The sequence below is a fragment of the Paraburkholderia sp. CNPSo 3076 genome (assembly GCF_026343935.1).
GTDB classification, from domain to species: domain Bacteria; phylum Pseudomonadota; class Gammaproteobacteria; order Burkholderiales; family Burkholderiaceae; genus Paraburkholderia; species Paraburkholderia nodosa.
In genome coordinates this window covers 86,413-102,080 of the sequence record NZ_JAPMAL010000024.1, presented here as the reverse complement: position 1 = coordinate 102,080, position 15,668 = coordinate 86,413, and the positions used below count along the sequence as shown (strand labels likewise).

The following is a 15,668-nucleotide window of genomic DNA, read 5'->3' as shown; positions in this document are numbered from 1 at the left end:
CTGAACACTAAGATCAGAAATTTAAGCATTTGTTATGCATCGGATTTTTCCCTTTTCTCAGCGCGTTCATGCCGACGTCGAATGCATGTAGCACCTCACCCGCGACACGCTCACCTACACGTGAGGAAAGGGCTTCCCGAAGGGAACCGACAATTAGAGCAAGGTTCTGTTGAATACGGCAAACTTTACCGCTGCCAGAATGTCTTCGTGACCATCAATTCGCTCCGCTACGTCCTCGAACTGTAAGTATTCCGTTCGAGTAGCATCTTTGGAATATATTTCAGCCACCACTGCGAGAGCTTGGATATCGCCCTTTCCCTGAACCCATTGAATAAGTGCCGGGAACAGCTCTTCGCGCTTCACACCGTTGAGCTCTTGTTGCTCGATCCAGTGGTATGTTCTCCATCGCCTGCTCGTCAGTTCCTGTTCAAGATCTGACATGTCGATAGAGTCACTAGTGCGGCGACGAGTCAATGCACTGGGCGGGAGGCTTGCGAGAATCGGCTCGATGTAAGTTATCCGAAATTCTTGCCAATTTCGTTCGTTGCAGAAATCCCAGAGTTGGGCAAGTTCGAGTTCCGAAAAATGGATCAAATGCGGGCGAATCGCATCTAGTTGCTCGAAACGGCTGAAGTCCGTTCTCCCATTTATGTTTAGTCCAGCAGTATGCAAGAAGTGCTCAAATAGCTTACGAGGATCTGCCGCTTCCGATATCGCAAGATTCGCCAAGTCGACGAGCCGCGGTGTCGCTAAGCACATTGCGAGTTGGACGAAGGTTGGTAACATTCGAACCTTTGGCCATATGCCCAAGAGCAATTGCTCTGAGGTTTTAATGTCGAGCCGGAGCATTAGCTCGGGGAAAATCCATTCACCGAGCTCTTCGTGCTTTTCCTCCGGAACCTCTGGCAGTGCATAAAGTGACTCCTTTAATGCGACGGTTAGATCATCTGCCCAGATGTACCTTCCGGCCTGCCACCAGTAACGCGGATTTTCTTTGATCTTCTCAAGCAGTTCTGGGATCACAGTGAAGTCACGCCTTCGAACACGAGCCCAAACCGCACTGTTGTACAACGGGTCCCCTGTCTTAATTGCGCGTGCAACGTTGATGTCACCTTCTCTAATACTGATCTCCCACAGCAAGAATGCGCGTTTGCGAAGATGCACATCATTGTCCTGATTCAGTGCGAGGTTAAGCAGGTGTTGTTTGCTCTCTTCTGACATTGGCTTGCCAAGTTTCTCGGTCCGGCGACGCCACTCATCACTCAAAAAGTGGTCAACTATCCCGCCGCTATCGGCGACCTGCCGGCTGCGCTCGGCGAGAAATTCGACCTCGTGTTGAACCGCGATGGGATCGTCAATTCCGCGAAGCATGTAAGTAATCGGCCATCTCAGTGCTTCAGACTCGTTGGCACGTTGCACAAAGTAAGGCAGTGCGGCCCGCGGGAATGTGATCACAAAATTTCCAAGAAATGCCATGGGCCGCCAGTGACGATCGAGTCAATTTTTCGGATAGTTGATCGTCCGGTTCCGGGAGGGCTTCCCAAGCGTCGAGTACAGATCCAAGGGCCAAGGCAGAATTGGGGCTGCAAGTTCGGGCGCTGGCCCATAGAAATGCCACTAGATCTCTCTCCTCCGGATTTGTTTGTTGCCACGCTACGCGTACGGCATCTTCCAGTTTGGGGTCTGCCAGATAGCCCGCCAAAAATAGCGCGCCTCGCATTGCCCTCATCTCCAATGGTCGGGTTTTCAAAGTGTTGTCGACTGCGCGGACTAGGCCAGAACCGTACTTGTTGCGAACATGGTCAATAAGCTCTTGCCGCCCAGACACACTGGTGTCGAATGAATACTCGGTCAGCCAATTCAGTGCTGCGACGAGGTCACCATTTCGGAAGCGCGCCTCAAATAGTGGTTCGTGCCAATCGTCCGACGGAAACTTCTCGGTCAATTCGAGGACCATAGCCGAATCGATCTCAGAGAGGATTTGTAGACCAAGCGTCCGTCGGAAATAGAATGTTGATGTCCGCGTCTTCCCCTTGAGCACCCAATCTTCGATTGCACGAGCCGCGGATGTCGCATAGAAATTGTTTGCGCTTTGTACGGCATGCCTGAAAGCGTAGAAGGCCACCAATGGACTTCCTTCCATCTGAATCTGCAGATCTGCTTTATCGAGCTCCACGAGGGCGACCGCAGTGCCGACAAACTCCGCGAAGTACGGCTCAGAGAGGTAAGGCGCTTCAGGATCCTCACGCAACGTCGTTGCGATGAAGCGGGCCAGTAACGAATGGAGGACCCGATCATGGCGCGCTTCTAGTACCTCACTATCGCCGCCTTTTCCAAGTCGAAGGACACTTCCTCTCGCGACCAAGGCGCGAAGAGCAGACAAGTCATCGCCTTTGCCCAACCACGTCTGGATTTCCCGCCAAGTAGGCGACATGCACTTCTGTCGCAACATCCTTGACATGAGTGCGTCCACGGCGGTCTCAAGATCGGTAACAGTAAGGTCCGATGCCAATGCCACGATGTTGAACTCGCGACGGACATATTGAGTGATCACATCCTGACTTTGCGTGGGCTCCGAGAAATCGTAGAGCCCAATTAGCAGGGGATCCCGGCCGAGAGCCCTTGCGATTGCGGCGGCGGCTAGATCATGTTGTGGATGCCCCAGGGAATCACCGCGACGCTTCACGGCCTCCAATGCATCGTCTTCGGAATACAATCCAATGGGGTGAACTATGCCGGCACTGTTGACCTCGTTCCATTTCTCGATCCCGGCGATGAACCTGGGCCAGACTGGACAGACAAAACGCCATCGCCGGCGCGGGCTCTCCGTGCGAGCCGATGTTCCTTGCAGCATCCAAGAGACGAGCTTGTTCAGGAGATTTATCGCATTTTCAGCTCGACTTATGTCCTCCACGACGAGGATAAAAGGTTCCGACTCAGAGCAAAGCTCGAGCGCCTTTTGGCCAGCTAGTGGCTCCAATTTGGGAAGGTAACGACGGAGTTCGATGTCGATTGCCTGCTCGATAGTCGTGGCTTCCCTAACCGTCTGATCATCGAGAACGATTCCAGGCTGCCCCTCGCCTAGTGCCTTCCTCAAAATTCCAAAACAAATAGTTGACTTGCCCATCCCCGATGCTCCCGAGAGCAATACGTGGCCGGTGCCATCGAATGACATGTTCCGTGTGACTAAGGTCTTTGCTTCTGTTTTCGTGTCTCTCGCACTCAGGCTGAGAGCGCCCACGCGTAGTAACTCATTTTTTGACAGCAGTTCGACTTGCGTACCTAGATAGGCGTGGCGAATCGCCTGGCCCTCAGGAGTAGTGTCCAAATACTGGGCGATCCTCGATACTGACCAGATGTCGAGAGCGATATTGGCGGCGTCCGCTAACGCTTCCGCTTTCAGGCGGACGCCTGTAGGTTCCTCCCGGTTGCAGGTCAACGCGAGGGTCGCCTTCAAGTCGGGGTGCGTTTTGCGCATCTCGGCAATCTCGCCGATCGCTTTAACAAGATCGCCTGCAACTTGTGTGGGCGCTTTACCCGGCTTTCGTGGTTTGACCGTGGATGGATCGTGTAGCCACTTTCCCTCCAAGTCATCTCTGCTGGAGGTCGTATGCGCGCCGGCTACGCACATCGGGGCTCCATCTACGCGGACCCATCCGATGTTGTCCAAAGGGGCTTTTACAGTCTTGCCGTCTGTGTTCACTCCCTGATGGGAGAGGTTCGCGTAGAGCGCGGGTTTGGCGGACCGAAGTACGGACGTGGCGATGCGTTCGAATTGCGCCGCATCGGTAATCGTCGCGAGTTGCCGAATCGTTTCGTTGAACATTGCCTTTTCGAAGCTGCCGCGTATGAGGATACGGCGGCAGCTTAACATCGGTATCCAGAAAAGGCCCAACAGTGAAGATTGCCTCGTCACGTTGTCGGAGCTGTTGCCTCTGTCGTAACGAGTAAACGAGATTCGCTCCGTAGTTAAATTTTGCGAACTGTTTACAAAGCGGTCTCGGCCTGACGCCGGCGAAGTTCGCTTCTGGATGGTGCGATGCAAAATGCGACGTGCAAAGTGGAAAATGGAAAGTGCAAAGGCCTTTCGCGCCCCGCAGCTACGAGGAAAAGGTGATCGCACAATTGCCCACGCTTTTCGGCAGGGGTGGAAGGACCCGCGACCCCTACCCCCCGGTCTGCCAGTGCAGCCGGGCAAATGGGGGCCCCAGCCCGCAGGGGCTCCCCCGAGGGGGCCTTCGGGATCGGGCCCGAGGGTCCACCTCTACGGCCTGCGAGAACCGGTGCCCGCGCCGCTCGCGCGTCCTCGTGGGAGCGGTTGTAGCCACCACCTGCCATAGCGGCGCTATGACAGGCTCTACGCGTCAGCGTCGGGAACGCGTACGACGTGCGCAAAGCGCGTCCATCCCCAGCCGTGGTCGTCAACGATGTACCGGCACCGATCCAATTGTGCCGCCGCTCACCGTGTCGGGGACGTGATGCGCGACGGCGGGCCGGTGTTGTTCATCTGCGCGCGGGCATCGTCACGCAGATTCGTCACCTCCGGCTGGACATCCTCTTCGATTAAAACGACAGCAGGTGCACGAGACTGAGCGGGCTACTTGCCAGGCGTGTCTTCGACACCGTGACCGCCGGCCTCGATTGACGGTGCGGTAACCGCTCGGCCTGCGCTTCGCCTTCATCAGCCCGATACCGGTTGGCCCATGTGCGTCTGACGGAGGGCGGCAACCACTCGCCCGGCTGCGCAGACGACCCGCGTGTTTTGCCTGACTTGCGTTTCGTCGCCGGCGCAGCGGATTGCAGCACGCCAGCTGCGATCGTCGCGCCGAGCCAGTCCTTCAAGACGGCATTCACCTGTGGCGAGCTACGCGGCGCCGGCGCGGCGGGCTCGCGTGCTGCGTGCTTCGTGGTCGACGGCGTGCGCGGCGCGATCTTCGCAAACGCGTGGTCCAAGCGTTGATCAACTTCCTGGCGGTTCATAGTCACCTCCGGTTGCTGCTGTGCCGATGATGATCCGCAGGCGCTAGGGCTGCAACAGAGCAGCCCGTGAACTTCAGCGCTGCACAACCTCGGCAGCGCGCGTCGGCGGCGAGCCTGTGAATTCAACCAGTACGCCCCGCCGCTCGTAGTCCCTCGGACGCTTCGCGAGCGGCACATAAGGCTGGTGTGAGCGAGCCAGTGTAAGCGCTTCGAGCGCAGAGGCAAACCTTGCGCAGACTGCCTCGGCGGCAGCGCGGCCTACTTCGTTCTCGACGGAGAGCAAGTTCGCCGCGCAGTCCCGACCTGCGCCACCTCCCGCATAGGACACCAGCGACCGGCGCGGGTCGCTAAGATGGGCGCTGATGCCGAAGTCGACCACGGACGCCATTGGGGCGATAGCGTGCAGCGCCGACAACTCCGCGCAAATCGCGCGGATAGGAGGGACCGCGACTATCAGCAGTTCGGCCAAACGGTCAACGTCGTTAGATACGGCGCGTGTAACGTCAGACCGCACCTCGACGACTGCGGTATCGATCTTGCCGTCGATCGCTGCGATACGCTCCTCCATCGCAGCCACTCGCGAGGCCAGTATGCGCGCTTCGCGTTCGTGATCCGAAGCGCGGGCTTCGCATGCACCCTGCACGCTGCCCAGCCGTTTGCGGGACGCGGGCGACGATGCCGGATCCTCGCATTCGCGCATCTCGGCGTCGACCGCTTCGCGGCGTGCGCCGGCGGCGGCTTCCTCGGCGGCTGAAATTGCGGCCGGCAATGATTCGACTGTCTCGACGAGCCGGTCTTTCGTCGACATCAACTGCGCAAGCCGCGAAAAGGAATCTGCCGTGCCGGATTCCGGCAAGGGAATATCGCCGGTCGAGTCGTCCACTACGTTCTCCATATGCTGCGTGCTACGCGTTGCTTTGGTGGCCATGATGTTCTCCTTGGTAAGAAGTCTAGAACGCGTCGTCATGAAACGCAGGCCCTTTCTCGCGCACTGTTCGCGCGCTTCGCCTCAGCGCTTGCCTCGCGCGCATCGGCGGGACGATCTTCACCCTGCATCGCGGCGCGCTTACGTTGATGAAGATCGCATCATCGCCGGCAAGAGCCATGATTGCGATCGCCGTCTCACGGCAAACGCCGGATCAGCGCTTCGACGCGGGCCTTGGTGCGCGCCGCGCGGTCGGCGGCAGTTTCGGCGGCCGCTCCATGCACGAGGCGGTTGAAAAACGCGCATGCGGCGGCGCTGACGCTGCGCGGCCAGCGCGCTTGCCGCGTGGGTCGGGCGCTTGCTCCCGTCGCTTTGAACTCGGTTGTCATGTTCCCCTCCGGTTGCTTGGTGCCTGCGAACCCTGCGAGCCGCGCAGGCTGCAGGGCAGATATCGCATCCTTTCGATTGTTTGGCGGATCATCGCGTCGGTAGGGTCGGTGAAGTCGGTGATTTCCTATCTCCTTCCACACGCTGTCGTATTTCGAAAAAAATGCGGGGCTGGGCGTGGCGCGCGCGTGAATGGAGATAGGAAACCACTGACTTCACCTACTGCACTGATCGGGTAGCGGCTGCGGTTGCGGCTTCGATATAACGCCGCCGCCCTCTGCGTGCTTCTGCGCCGCCGTGATACGTTGCGCAATCGTGAGATTGCTCTTTGCGTAGATCGCGACGCGCCTGCCGCCGACCTTGAATAGCCCATCGTCAGGCGCGTTCGGATTGCGCACCGCCGAATACCCCGCGCGTTCCATGCGGTGCGGGATCGAGCGGCGGTTGGCGCGCAGGGTGAGTTCATCGCGCAGGCCGTACATCTTTGCGGCCTCCGCCTCATGGATGACGTCGGAGATCGTGAGCGCGGGCGGGTTGCCGAGCCGTTCGATGACGTCGCGCATCTCGCCGCTTTCGGGCGCTTCGCCGGCGGCCACCATCTGCCAGAACGCAGGCGTCTTGGGCGGGGGCCTCTTCGGGTCAAAATTCGACAGGTCGCGCTCGTGCAGGAACGCCACCACGTTCGCTACGCCACCGTCTGCGTACCACGTCCAGAACTTCCGAAAGTACGCGTCGGTGAACTCGGCGCTCGTGCTCGTACTCCATGCGACGTGGTGGCGCCGGTCGTCGGCGGGCAAGTACAGGCCGTCCGTGAGATGGTTGGTGGTAAAGATGAAGTTGCACGCGTTCACCACGTAGTATTCACGCAGGTTCTTCTCGTCCACGCGGATCACGTCAGGTGGACTCGCCAGATATGGCTTGCAGTGTTCGTAGAAGGCATACCGGTCGAGATCGCCCAGGTCGCGCACCTCGCTCACGCGCACGAGCTTGTTGCGCACCCAGCGGTTGAAGCGCTCGAACATGACTGCGGGCGTGATATCGGCAACGTTGTGCGCGCCGACGGCCACGCACAACGGCTCGATCAGCGTGTCCTTGCCGATGCCCGGGCCGCCGCCGAGCACGAGCGCGTGGTTGATCTTGTCCGCCGGCCGCTGCACCGTGTACGCGAACCAATCCGCGAGATGGGTCCAGTCGTTCGGATATAGCCGTGCGAGATGTCCGAGCCACGGTCCGACTTTTGTCGCATCGCCCGTCACCAGCGCCGGCGGCATGTAGAGGTTGAACGACTGCGCGCTCGCGTGCGCCTGCCAGCCTGCGGCCTGCATCACGCGACCTTCAATTACTTGCTGTTCACCGGGCATCCAGATGATCTGCATCACAGCCCGGTGCTCGTCGAGCCATGCGCTCGCCTTGATGTACCTATCGTCGCCCACCTTCATCGGCGGCAACTTCGCGTTCACGCTCGACGCGGGCCACAACTCGCCGGTCGGTACGTGCAGATACTTGTGCGTCGGCATGTGTGCGTAGAAGTCGCTGTAGCTGTAACCCGGCGCGGCACCAATGCGCGCGCTGCCATTAGCCTTCGCGAAGAATTCATCGACCACGCGATCCACCTCTGTGTCCTTACCGCGCACGCGCTTGCGGCCTGGCTCGTCGCTCTCCAGACGCCGCAGCGCAGCCGCCAGATCCGGTGCATCCATCGCGAACTCCTACTCGTTGTGATCGAGGTAGCGGGACGGCACGAGGTCGCGCTCAGCCGGCGTTTTCTTTGAACCGGGTGGCGAGTCGAACTCGATCTCGACAAAGTAGTCGCCTGCGCCGTTGGTCAGGTCGTGGTGCGCGCCGACGACTTTGCCCTTGCGGCCCGCGTGCTGTCCGTTCGTGACGACCGTGTGCTGGTCCTGATAGGGATGGTGGATCATGTCCGGCTCCTACGCGATTGCGTTCGCGTTGGCGGCCGCGCGCAACGTATTCGCTTCAACCCACGCGCGCTCGGCTTCGGGCGTGATGATGGTGCGCTTGCCGAGCTTCAGTTCGGCCGGCGCAAGGCCCTTCGCCTTGAGTGCGTAGTAATGGGGCTTGGAAATGCCGTAGAAGTCGCAGAGCTGCTTGACGGACTTCGGGCGGGGCGTATCCATGCTTACCTCCCTTGAATGATTGAGCCCACAACAGGCTCGCAGTTACAAGGTTGGTGCAGGGAATATAGAGCGGGCAAGACGTGACATGCCATAGCGGGGCTATGACATGTGATAGCGGCGCTATGAGAGGTCGGGGTGCTCGATGAAATAGGCAAACCAACGCGTGATCTTCGGGCGGCTCGTGCCAAGTTCGTGCGCCACGTGCAACTCACACTCGCGGCGCTTTTCGGGCGTCATCGCGGCGCCACCCCATGCATCGAACGCGGCGCGCGCCGCCCTCACGTCCTCGTCGGTGCCGCGTGGCTTGTTTGCGTTTTTCTTGTTGGCTGTGCTCACGGCCAGCGATCGCGCTGCCAGCGCCGCCGCGCCGAGCTGGTCGGCCATGCTGCCGGGTAAGGCGCCGGCGTCGTACATGGCGTCATGGATCGCGCTTAGTTCGAAAGCAAGTTCAGGGTTGGGTTCTTGCGCTCGCTCGATCTGGTGTTGCAGCAGGTCGAGCCATTCCTGCATCGTGTGAACGCGCACACTGACGCGGCGCAGCTGGCGCACGACATGCGTAAGGTCGGTGGGCATAGCCGGGTGTTTCCTTCATACAGGAGACACCTATATTAACCGATGCAGACCAGAGCAAAGTCACACAAAAAAAGCCTGCTGATCTGCAGGCTTCCATGAGAGTCACATTGCTTTTCTACGCCGCGATCTCGTCGGCATCCGGCGATTCGGCCGTGCGTGGCCGGTCGAGTAGCGCGAGCGCTTCGGCGAGCTTCGTCTCACGCGCTTTCATGTAGCGCTGCGACATGCGGGCATCCTTGTGGCCAAGGAGCCGTTGCACATGAAACTGAGACGCGCCTTCATTGACCATGCGCGTAGCTACGTGATGGCGGCAGTCCATGAACCGGAAGTCCTCGATCTTCGCCTCGCGCCTGACCTTCTGCCAGTCGCGCACTTCGCGCAATGGGCCGCCTAACTCATCGGTGAATACCCGCACCCACTTCACCTGATGCCGCCACGCAATCAGCGTCTCATAGGCTTCACGGTTCATCGGGATCACGCGGCGCTTCTTCACCTTGGACGTGGCCGGCTCAACCGTGATCGTGCGAGCCCTGAAATTGACCGACTTCCATTCGAGCCGCAACAGTTCACTGCGGCGCAGGCCGGTGTTGATCGCGACGAGGATGGCCGGCCGCACGTGGTCAACGAACGTATGATGTGCGGCGGGCAGGTTCGATAGCCTGCGACCATCCCGCATGAGTGCCGCTGCCTCTTCCCGGAGACGCGCCTCGCGCGCCGCGAGCACGGCGCGCAGTCGTTCTTCTTCTTCGACCGTCAGTTCGCGGCCATGTGCGGCTTCTTCCTCGGGATCGGTCTTGCAGCGCAACCGCGCGCACGGATTGCTGCCGATAATCTCGTGCTCAACGGCGTGCGAGAACAGGCCGCCAATCGATCCGAGGATCCGGTTGATACCCGTGGGCTTGCAGCCCGCCGCGACCCGCGCCTCGATCCATTTTTTCATCATCGGTCGTGTCACCTCATCGAGCCGGCTGTTCATCAGGTCGGGGAAATCGCGCCGGATATTTTTCAGGTTCTGTTCGGGCGTCTCGCTCCGAGTCGTGCCACGCCAGTACGCCGCGTAAGCATCATTGAGATAGCTGCCGACGGTCGGCATTGAACAGTGCCTCGCATCGGCCATGCGCCGCTCGTGTTTCGCGACGCGCGTAGGCATCGTGTCGGCCTTGTGATCGGTGCGTCCGATGAAGGCCTTCGCTGCCGCACGGGCTTCCTCGACGGTCATCCCCGGCCAGCGTCCGATGCTCCTCTTCTGCTGGCCTTCGGGTGCGCTCCAGCGGTACACGAACGATACCGAACCGTTCGGCCGCATGCGCAGCCCGAAGCCGGTCAGGGTGTCGTCGTAGACGTCGCGAAGCTTCGGCACCTCGCCTCGGGCCAGCGCCACCGTGCGCTCGCCTTCAAGCCGTCGGATCAGTTCGCGGTTGATACGTTGTAGTTGCTTCGCCATTTTTTGTCCTCAAGTGGCCGGTTCACGACGCGAGGACTATTCGAGGACAGTACGCGCCGCAAACCGCAGTGAACCCAGAGATACCGGGATGAACTTAAGGTCTTGATTCTGTTGACGAATTTAACTCTAGGATACCGAGAGAGACTAATCAAATTCCCCGCACAGGGGCAACGCCTGCATACCGACGCGAAAACAAGGAAAGGCCAAAGCGACTAGGAACTACGACCAGAACCCAGGCAAACCTCAAACGCACTAGCGGCTCAGACCGCGCCAGTATCGAGACAATTCTCAGCACTCCAACCATAAAGCCACTGCAGCGAGTCATAGAACTGCTCCTGGCTACGCCCCACCCACAGCGCATTGCGCACGAGCCGATCCACGCCCTTGGCGTGATAAATGCGCCCCATCTCCCGCGCGGAGTAAAGCACGCGCGCCGTCCGCGGAATACGCGCCGCCTCATACCGCTTGAACGCCTCGACGAATTCACCATCGGCAGCCTTGACCGCTACGCCCAGCGTGACCGCATCCTCGAGCGCCTGGCAGGCGCCCTGCGCCACATACTGCGTCATCGGGTGCGCAGCGTCGCCGAGTATCGTGGCTCGCCCGAAGCTCCATTGCTCGACCGGATCGCGGTCGGCCGTGGCCCAGCGCTTCCACGACGTCGGGCGGTCGAGCATCTGCCGCGGCAACGCGTCGATTCCTTCGAAGTACGAAATGACTTCTTCCTTGCTGCCGTCGCGCACGCCCCAGACTTCCTGCTCCCGGCTATGGAAAGTCACGACGAGGTTGTACTGCCTTCCGCCGCGCAGCGGATAGTGCACGAGGTGGCAGTGCGGCCCCGCCCACACCACGGGCGCGTTGATCTGCAGATCCTTCGGCATGTTCTCCACGTCGACCACGGCGCGGTAGACCACGTGGCCCGTCACGCGCGGCTCGTCGCCGATCAGCGCCGCGCGCACCGCGGACTTCACACCGTCGCAGCCGATCACGGCGTCGGCGCCGTAGCGCTCGCCATGCTGGTCGATCACGGTTACGCCTTGCTCGTTCTGTTCGAGCGACTTGATCTGCGTGTCGGTGCGGAACTGGATGAGCGGATTGTCCTTCACCGCTTCGAGAATCGACAGATGAATGTCCGCGCGATGAATCACGCCGTACGGATTGCCAAAGCGTTCGCGAAAGTGCTCGCTCGTTTCGATGCGCGCAACGGGCTTCGCGTTGGTCGCGTCCATGAGCGTGAGCGAGTCCGTGAACACGGCGCGATTGCGCGCCGCCTCGCCCGCGCCGAGCGCGTCGAGCGCCGTGAACGCATTGGGGCCGAGCTGGATGCCCGCGCCGATCTCGCCGATCTGCGGGGCCTGCTCGAGCAGCAGCACGCGGACGTCGGCCCGCGCAAGCGCGAGCGCCGCAGCAAGGCCGCCGATGCCGCCGCCCACCACGATCGCGCTGCGTCTGGCGTTGGATGTATGCATGTCTTGTCTCCTGAATGACTTGTTTGAGGCCCGCGGCGCGCGGCTATTCGGTGTAATCGGGCTGACGCTGCGGCTCGGCTGCCGCGAATGCGGGATGCTCGCTGGCGTGCCGATACACAGCCATGCTGCGTGTGTAAGCGGACAAATCGCAGCCCATGCGCAACGCGTTGGCGATCTGCGGCACGAGGCAGCAGTCTGCCAGCGTGGGCGCCGCGCCGAAGCACCACGGTCCATCGTGCGACCCGGCGGCCTGCGCGAGCAGGCGCTCCACGCCCGCCATGCCTTGCGCGACCCAGTGCCGATACCACGCGCTCTTCTGCTCCGGCGTCACGCCCAGCACATCCTGCAGATACTTGAGCACGCGCAGGTTGTTGACGGGATGCATGTCGCAGCCGATCAGGTACGCGAGTTCGAGCACGCGCGCACGCGCTTGCGGCTCTGCCGGAATCAGACGCGGCTCGGGATAGCGCGCATCGAGCCAGTCGATGATGGCGAGCGACTGGCCCAGATGGAAGTCGCCTTCGACGATCGCGGGCACGGCTGCCGAAGCGTTGATGTGCTCCACGTACTGCGGCGCGCGATGCTCGCCGGTGCGGATGTTGACGCCGAGATACTCATGCTCGACGCCCTTGAGCCGCAACGCGATGCGCACGCGGTACGAAGTCGAGCTATTGAAGAAGCTGTAGAGCTGCACGATGGACTTTCCTGTAGAGCGGATGCGGCTCAAACCACCTTCACGGTCAGCTCGCCCAGGCGCTCGACGCCCACCTTCATGGTGTCGCCGGCCTTCACGGGGCCCACGCCTTCGGGCGTGCCGGTGAAGATCACGTCGCCCGGCTCGAGGCGGAAGAACTTCGAGAGATACGAAACCGTTTCGGCCACCGACCAGATGAGGTGCGAGACGTCGCTCTTCTGCTTCGCTTCGCCGTTCACGGTGAGCCACAGGCCTGCGTTCCCGAAATGGCCGACCGCGCTTGCCGGATGCACGGGGCCCACCGGCGCGGACAGATCGAACGCCTTGCCGATCTCCCAGGGGCGGCCCATTTCACGCATCTTCATCTGCAGGTCGCGGCGCGTCATGTCGAGGCCCACGGCGTAGCCCCACACGTGCGAGAGCGCGTCTTCCTCGGCGATGTCCGAGCCCGCCTTGCCGATCACCGCCACGAGTTCGGCCTCGTAGTGGTAGTTCTGCGTTTGCGCCGGATACGGCAGTTCGAGCGTTTCGCCATAGGCGACCGGCACGATGGCGTTATCGGGCTTGCAGAAGAAGAAGGGCGGCTCGCGGTCCGGGTCGAAGCCCATTTCGCGCGCATGCGCGGCGTAATTGCGGCCCACGCAGTACACGCGGCGCACGGCGAACTGATCGGTCGAGCCGGCGACGGCAAGGGCGACGGGCGCCTCGGGCTGGAAAACGAATGCCATGATGGTTGCTCTTGGAGAGAGTGAACAGATTGATATGGATGACGAATCAAGTTGCGAACGCGTATCAAATCGGACGTGCGCTCGCCGTCAGGGCGTTAGCCGATGCGTTCTTCGCGCAGCAGATTGAGCGCGGCGAGCACCGGGCGATCAGAGTAGCTGAACAGCACCGCGTCGCTTTGCGCTTCGAGTTGCACCGGCACCCACGAGGGCGCAACGAACACGTCGTGCGGGTCGAACGCGAAGCGTTCCTCGCCGATGCGCACCGCGCCGCTGCCTTCCACCACGCAGTAGACGGTCGAATCGGTGCTGCGGTAGGTCTTGCCCTTGAAGCCCTTCGGCAGCAATTGCATGAAGGTCGCCATGGTGGGCATGGGCCAGCCGCCCGTGGCCGGATTCACGTAGCGCAGCTTGACGCCGTCCCAGTCGTCGAGTTCGCCGCCGCGGTAGAGCGTGTCGAGCGCTTCGCGGCTGCGCGCATACGGGTAGCTGAAGATCGGCGAGGTCGGAGCGCTCACCGTATGGCGCATCGGCAGCATGTTGTGGCCGAAGCGCGCGTAGCTGTCGCCCTCGGGTCGCGCAATGGGCTGCGTGGCCTCGGGATAGTTCTCGGCGAAGCCCGCGTCGAGATGGGCGATGAGCGGAATGTCCAGACCGTCGAGCCACACCACGGGCTCGCCGCCTTCCTCGACGCACGGGTTGCCGTGATCGTGCCAGGTCCACGAGGGCGTGATGATGAAGTCACCGGGGTGCATGGTTGTGCGCTCGCCGTTCACTGCCGTCCACGCACCCTTGCCTTCGACGATGAAGCGCAGCGCCGACTGCGTATGGCGATGGCTCGGCGCGATCTCGCCGGGCAGGATCAGTTGCAGGCCGGCGTACAGATTGGGCGTGAGACTCGACTTGCCGGGCAGACCGGGATTTTCGAGCACGAGCACGCGCCGGATCGCCTCTTCGGCGCTGATGACCGTGCCTGCCTGCATGACGAGTTCGCGCAACTGCGCGTACTTCCAGATGGCGGCCAGGGCCTGCGGGCGCGGCGACTTCGGCACGAGGGCGTGCAGCGATTCCCAGAGCGGCGACATGCCGCTGCGGGCGATCTGCGCGTAGTAGGCTTCGCGTTCGGGCGTCGTTGCGCTGGCTGACATGCTGGACATGCGAGTCTCCTTTATTCCGTGTATTCGTCGGCACGGCGTTAGGCTTGCGTCGCCGTTGAACGTATTTATAAGCCAGCGAGCCATATCCAGTAAAATCATGATTTCTTCGTATCCATATGTTTTTGGATATGGCTAAGTGGGGGACACATGGACTGGACACATCGCCTGCGTCTGCGGCACCTGCAGATGCTGCTTTCCGTGGCGCAGACCGGCAATCTGAGCCAGTCGGCCGAGGCGCTCAACACCACGCAGCCGGCGCTTTCCAAGTGGCTCAAGGATCTCGAAGCCGATATCGGCTTGCCGCTCTTCGAGCGCCACGCGCGCGGACTGCGGCCCACGCCCTACGGCGAGGCGCTGATCGAGCATGCGCGGCGCATCGAAGGCCACCTCGACAGCGCGCGCGACGACATGGATGCGCTGCGCGAGGGCGGCAGCGGGCTGATCTCGATCGGCACGTCGGGCGTTTCGGCGGCGGACACGGTGCCGCTCGCGGTCGCGCGCCTCGTCGAGGCCATGCCGCGCGCGCAGGTGCGCCTCGTCGAAAGCACGATGAACCTCATGATGCCGGCGCTTGTGCATGGGGACCTCGACATCGTGGTGGGACGCGCAGCAAACGCGCAGGTCGACCCGACGCTCGAAATGGAAACGCTCTATCGTGACCCGGTGAACTTCGTCGTGGGGCTCGGGCATCCGCTTGCGAAACGCCGCAAGCTGGACTGGCCCGATCTGTTCGAGTATGCGTGGATCGTCTGGCCGGCCGGCACGCCCATTCGCACGGCGCTCGAAACGGCGCTCGCCGCGGCGGGGCGCAGCATGCCGCGCCACACCGTGGAGTCGAATTCGTCGATGCTCAATGTGACGCTCCTGAACCAGACGCACCTGATCGGCGTGGCCTCGCATCGCGCGGCCGTGCGCTTCTCGCGGCTGAACGTGCTGCGCGTGCTTGCCATGCCGATGCCCCTCGGCAGCTCGGGCGGGGTGGCCATGTACTGGCGGCGCGACAGCGTGAGCCGCGCGGCGGTGGCGCTGGCGCTGGATTGTCTGCGCGAGAGCGCGAACCTGCCGGCGGAGGGCGCGGTTCTTCAATAGCGTTTCATGAATCCCATTCATGAAAGCATGCGCGATCCAGGCCTTTATCGAAAAACGACTACGTATTTAAATCGCTACTTTGGCAAC

Annotated in this window: 15 protein-coding genes and 1 pseudogene; 1 reads left to right on the top strand and 15 read right to left on the bottom strand. The window is 61.5% G+C overall.

The features are described from left to right. Positions 1-153 precede the first annotated feature (153 nt). The 15 genes and pseudogenes from M3A49_RS26700 to gtdA form a co-directional block, all read right to left on the bottom strand. A complete protein-coding gene (locus tag M3A49_RS26700; RefSeq protein ID WP_266231709.1) occupies positions 154-1,455 on the bottom strand; it encodes a hypothetical protein in 1,302 nt (433 codons plus the stop codon). Next, entirely contained in the window at positions 1,397-3,826 is a 2,430-nt protein-coding gene (locus M3A49_RS26695; RefSeq protein WP_266231708.1) for an ATP-binding protein, read from the bottom strand. The genes M3A49_RS26700 and M3A49_RS26695 overlap by 59 nt, the downstream gene beginning before the upstream one ends. Positions 3,827-4,563: 737 nt before the next feature. Next, a complete protein-coding gene (locus tag M3A49_RS26690) occupies positions 4,564-4,980 on the bottom strand; it encodes a hypothetical protein (RefSeq protein ID WP_266231707.1) in 417 nt (138 codons plus the stop codon). 73 nt (positions 4,981-5,053) lie between these two features. After that, positions 5,054-5,947, bottom strand: a complete 894-nt coding sequence (locus M3A49_RS26685) for a hypothetical protein (protein WP_266231706.1) — start codon at positions 5,945-5,947, stop codon at positions 5,054-5,056. Between the two features lie 155 nt (positions 5,948-6,102). Further along, positions 6,103-6,294: a hypothetical protein gene (locus M3A49_RS26680; RefSeq protein ID WP_266231705.1), complete on the bottom strand. Its 192-nt coding sequence runs from the start codon at positions 6,292-6,294 to the stop codon at positions 6,103-6,105. Positions 6,295-6,507: 213 nt separating this feature from the next. Next, on the bottom strand, positions 6,508-7,992 hold the full coding sequence (locus M3A49_RS26675) for a primase-helicase family protein (protein ID WP_266231704.1): 1,485 nt from the start codon (positions 7,990-7,992) through the stop codon (positions 6,508-6,510). Positions 7,993-8,001: 9 nt separating this feature from the next. Then, positions 8,002-8,214, bottom strand: a complete 213-nt coding sequence (locus tag M3A49_RS26670) for a hypothetical protein (RefSeq protein ID WP_266231703.1) — start codon at positions 8,212-8,214, stop codon at positions 8,002-8,004. Positions 8,215-8,223: 9 nt separating this feature from the next. Then, positions 8,224-8,430 (bottom strand): helix-turn-helix transcriptional regulator, encoded by a 207-nt coding sequence (locus M3A49_RS26665; RefSeq protein ID WP_266231702.1) that lies wholly within the window; start codon positions 8,428-8,430, stop codon positions 8,224-8,226. A gap of 120 nt (positions 8,431-8,550) precedes the next feature. Then, positions 8,551-9,003 (bottom strand): hypothetical protein, encoded by a 453-nt coding sequence (locus tag M3A49_RS26660; protein ID WP_266231701.1) that lies wholly within the window; start codon positions 9,001-9,003, stop codon positions 8,551-8,553. A 115-nt stretch (positions 9,004-9,118) separates the two neighbouring features. Next, complete coding sequence (locus M3A49_RS26655) at positions 9,119-10,096, bottom strand: tyrosine-type recombinase/integrase (RefSeq protein WP_266231752.1); 978 nt, start codon at positions 10,094-10,096, stop codon at positions 9,119-9,121. Between the two features lie 120 nt (positions 10,097-10,216). Then, positions 10,217-10,309: pseudogene (locus M3A49_RS26650) on the bottom strand (hypothetical protein); the annotation flags it as partial. Positions 10,310-10,707: 398 nt separating this feature from the next. Continuing rightward, the gene (locus M3A49_RS26645) at positions 10,708-11,916 is read right to left on the bottom strand and encodes a 3-hydroxybenzoate 6-monooxygenase (protein WP_266231700.1); all 1,209 of its coding nucleotides are present in this window, start codon (positions 11,914-11,916) and stop codon (positions 10,708-10,710) included. A gap of 43 nt (positions 11,917-11,959) precedes the next feature. Next, the gene (gene maiA / locus M3A49_RS26640; RefSeq protein ID WP_266231699.1) at positions 11,960-12,610 is read right to left on the bottom strand and encodes a maleylacetoacetate isomerase; all 651 of its coding nucleotides are present in this window, start codon (positions 12,608-12,610) and stop codon (positions 11,960-11,962) included. Positions 12,611-12,639: 29 nt separating this feature from the next. Beyond that, the gene (locus M3A49_RS26635) at positions 12,640-13,338 is read right to left on the bottom strand and encodes a fumarylacetoacetate hydrolase family protein (RefSeq protein WP_266231698.1); all 699 of its coding nucleotides are present in this window, start codon (positions 13,336-13,338) and stop codon (positions 12,640-12,642) included. 95 nt (positions 13,339-13,433) lie between these two features. Then, positions 13,434-14,483 carry a gentisate 1,2-dioxygenase gene (gene gtdA / locus M3A49_RS26630; protein ID WP_266231751.1) on the bottom strand — a complete coding sequence of 350 codons (1,050 nt, stop codon included), beginning with the start codon at positions 14,481-14,483 and terminating at the stop codon, positions 13,434-13,436. Positions 14,484-14,639: 156 nt separating this feature from the next. Between gtdA and M3A49_RS26625 the strand changes: the two genes are divergently transcribed. Next, positions 14,640-15,581 (top strand): LysR substrate-binding domain-containing protein, encoded by a 942-nt coding sequence (locus tag M3A49_RS26625; RefSeq protein WP_254358336.1) that lies wholly within the window; start codon positions 14,640-14,642, stop codon positions 15,579-15,581. Positions 15,582-15,668 lie beyond the last annotated feature (87 nt).

Bases quoted from the DNA above. Each gene is read 5' to 3' on its own strand.
- M3A49_RS26695 (WP_266231708.1), bottom strand. From the start codon at position 3,826: ATGTTCAACGAAACGATTCGGCAACTCGCGACGATTACCGATGCGGCG.
- M3A49_RS26690 (WP_266231707.1), bottom strand. From the start codon at position 4,980: ATGAACCGCCAGGAAGTTGATCAACGCTTGGACCACGCGTTTGCGAAG.
- M3A49_RS26685 (WP_266231706.1), bottom strand. From the start codon at position 5,947: ATGACGACGCGTTCTAGACTTCTTACCAAGGAGAACATCATGGCCACC.
- M3A49_RS26680 (WP_266231705.1), bottom strand. From the start codon at position 6,294: ATGACAACCGAGTTCAAAGCGACGGGAGCAAGCGCCCGACCCACGCGG.
- M3A49_RS26675 (WP_266231704.1), bottom strand. From the start codon at position 7,992: ATGGATGCACCGGATCTGGCGGCTGCGCTGCGGCGTCTGGAGAGCGAC.
- M3A49_RS26670 (WP_266231703.1), bottom strand. From the start codon at position 8,214: ATGATCCACCATCCCTATCAGGACCAGCACACGGTCGTCACGAACGGA.
- M3A49_RS26665 (WP_266231702.1), bottom strand. From the start codon at position 8,430: ATGGATACGCCCCGCCCGAAGTCCGTCAAGCAGCTCTGCGACTTCTAC.
- M3A49_RS26660 (WP_266231701.1), bottom strand. From the start codon at position 9,003: ATGCCCACCGACCTTACGCATGTCGTGCGCCAGCTGCGCCGCGTCAGT.
- M3A49_RS26655 (WP_266231752.1), bottom strand. From the start codon at position 10,096: ATGCCGACCGTCGGCAGCTATCTCAATGATGCTTACGCGGCGTACTGG.
- M3A49_RS26645 (WP_266231700.1), bottom strand. From the start codon at position 11,916: ATGCATACATCCAACGCCAGACGCAGCGCGATCGTGGTGGGCGGCGGC.
- M3A49_RS26635 (WP_266231698.1), bottom strand. From the start codon at position 13,338: ATGGCATTCGTTTTCCAGCCCGAGGCGCCCGTCGCCCTTGCCGTCGCC.
- gtdA (WP_266231751.1), bottom strand. From the start codon at position 14,483: ATGTCAGCCAGCGCAACGACGCCCGAACGCGAAGCCTACTACGCGCAG.
- M3A49_RS26625 (WP_254358336.1), top strand. From the start codon at position 14,640: ATGGACTGGACACATCGCCTGCGTCTGCGGCACCTGCAGATGCTGCTT.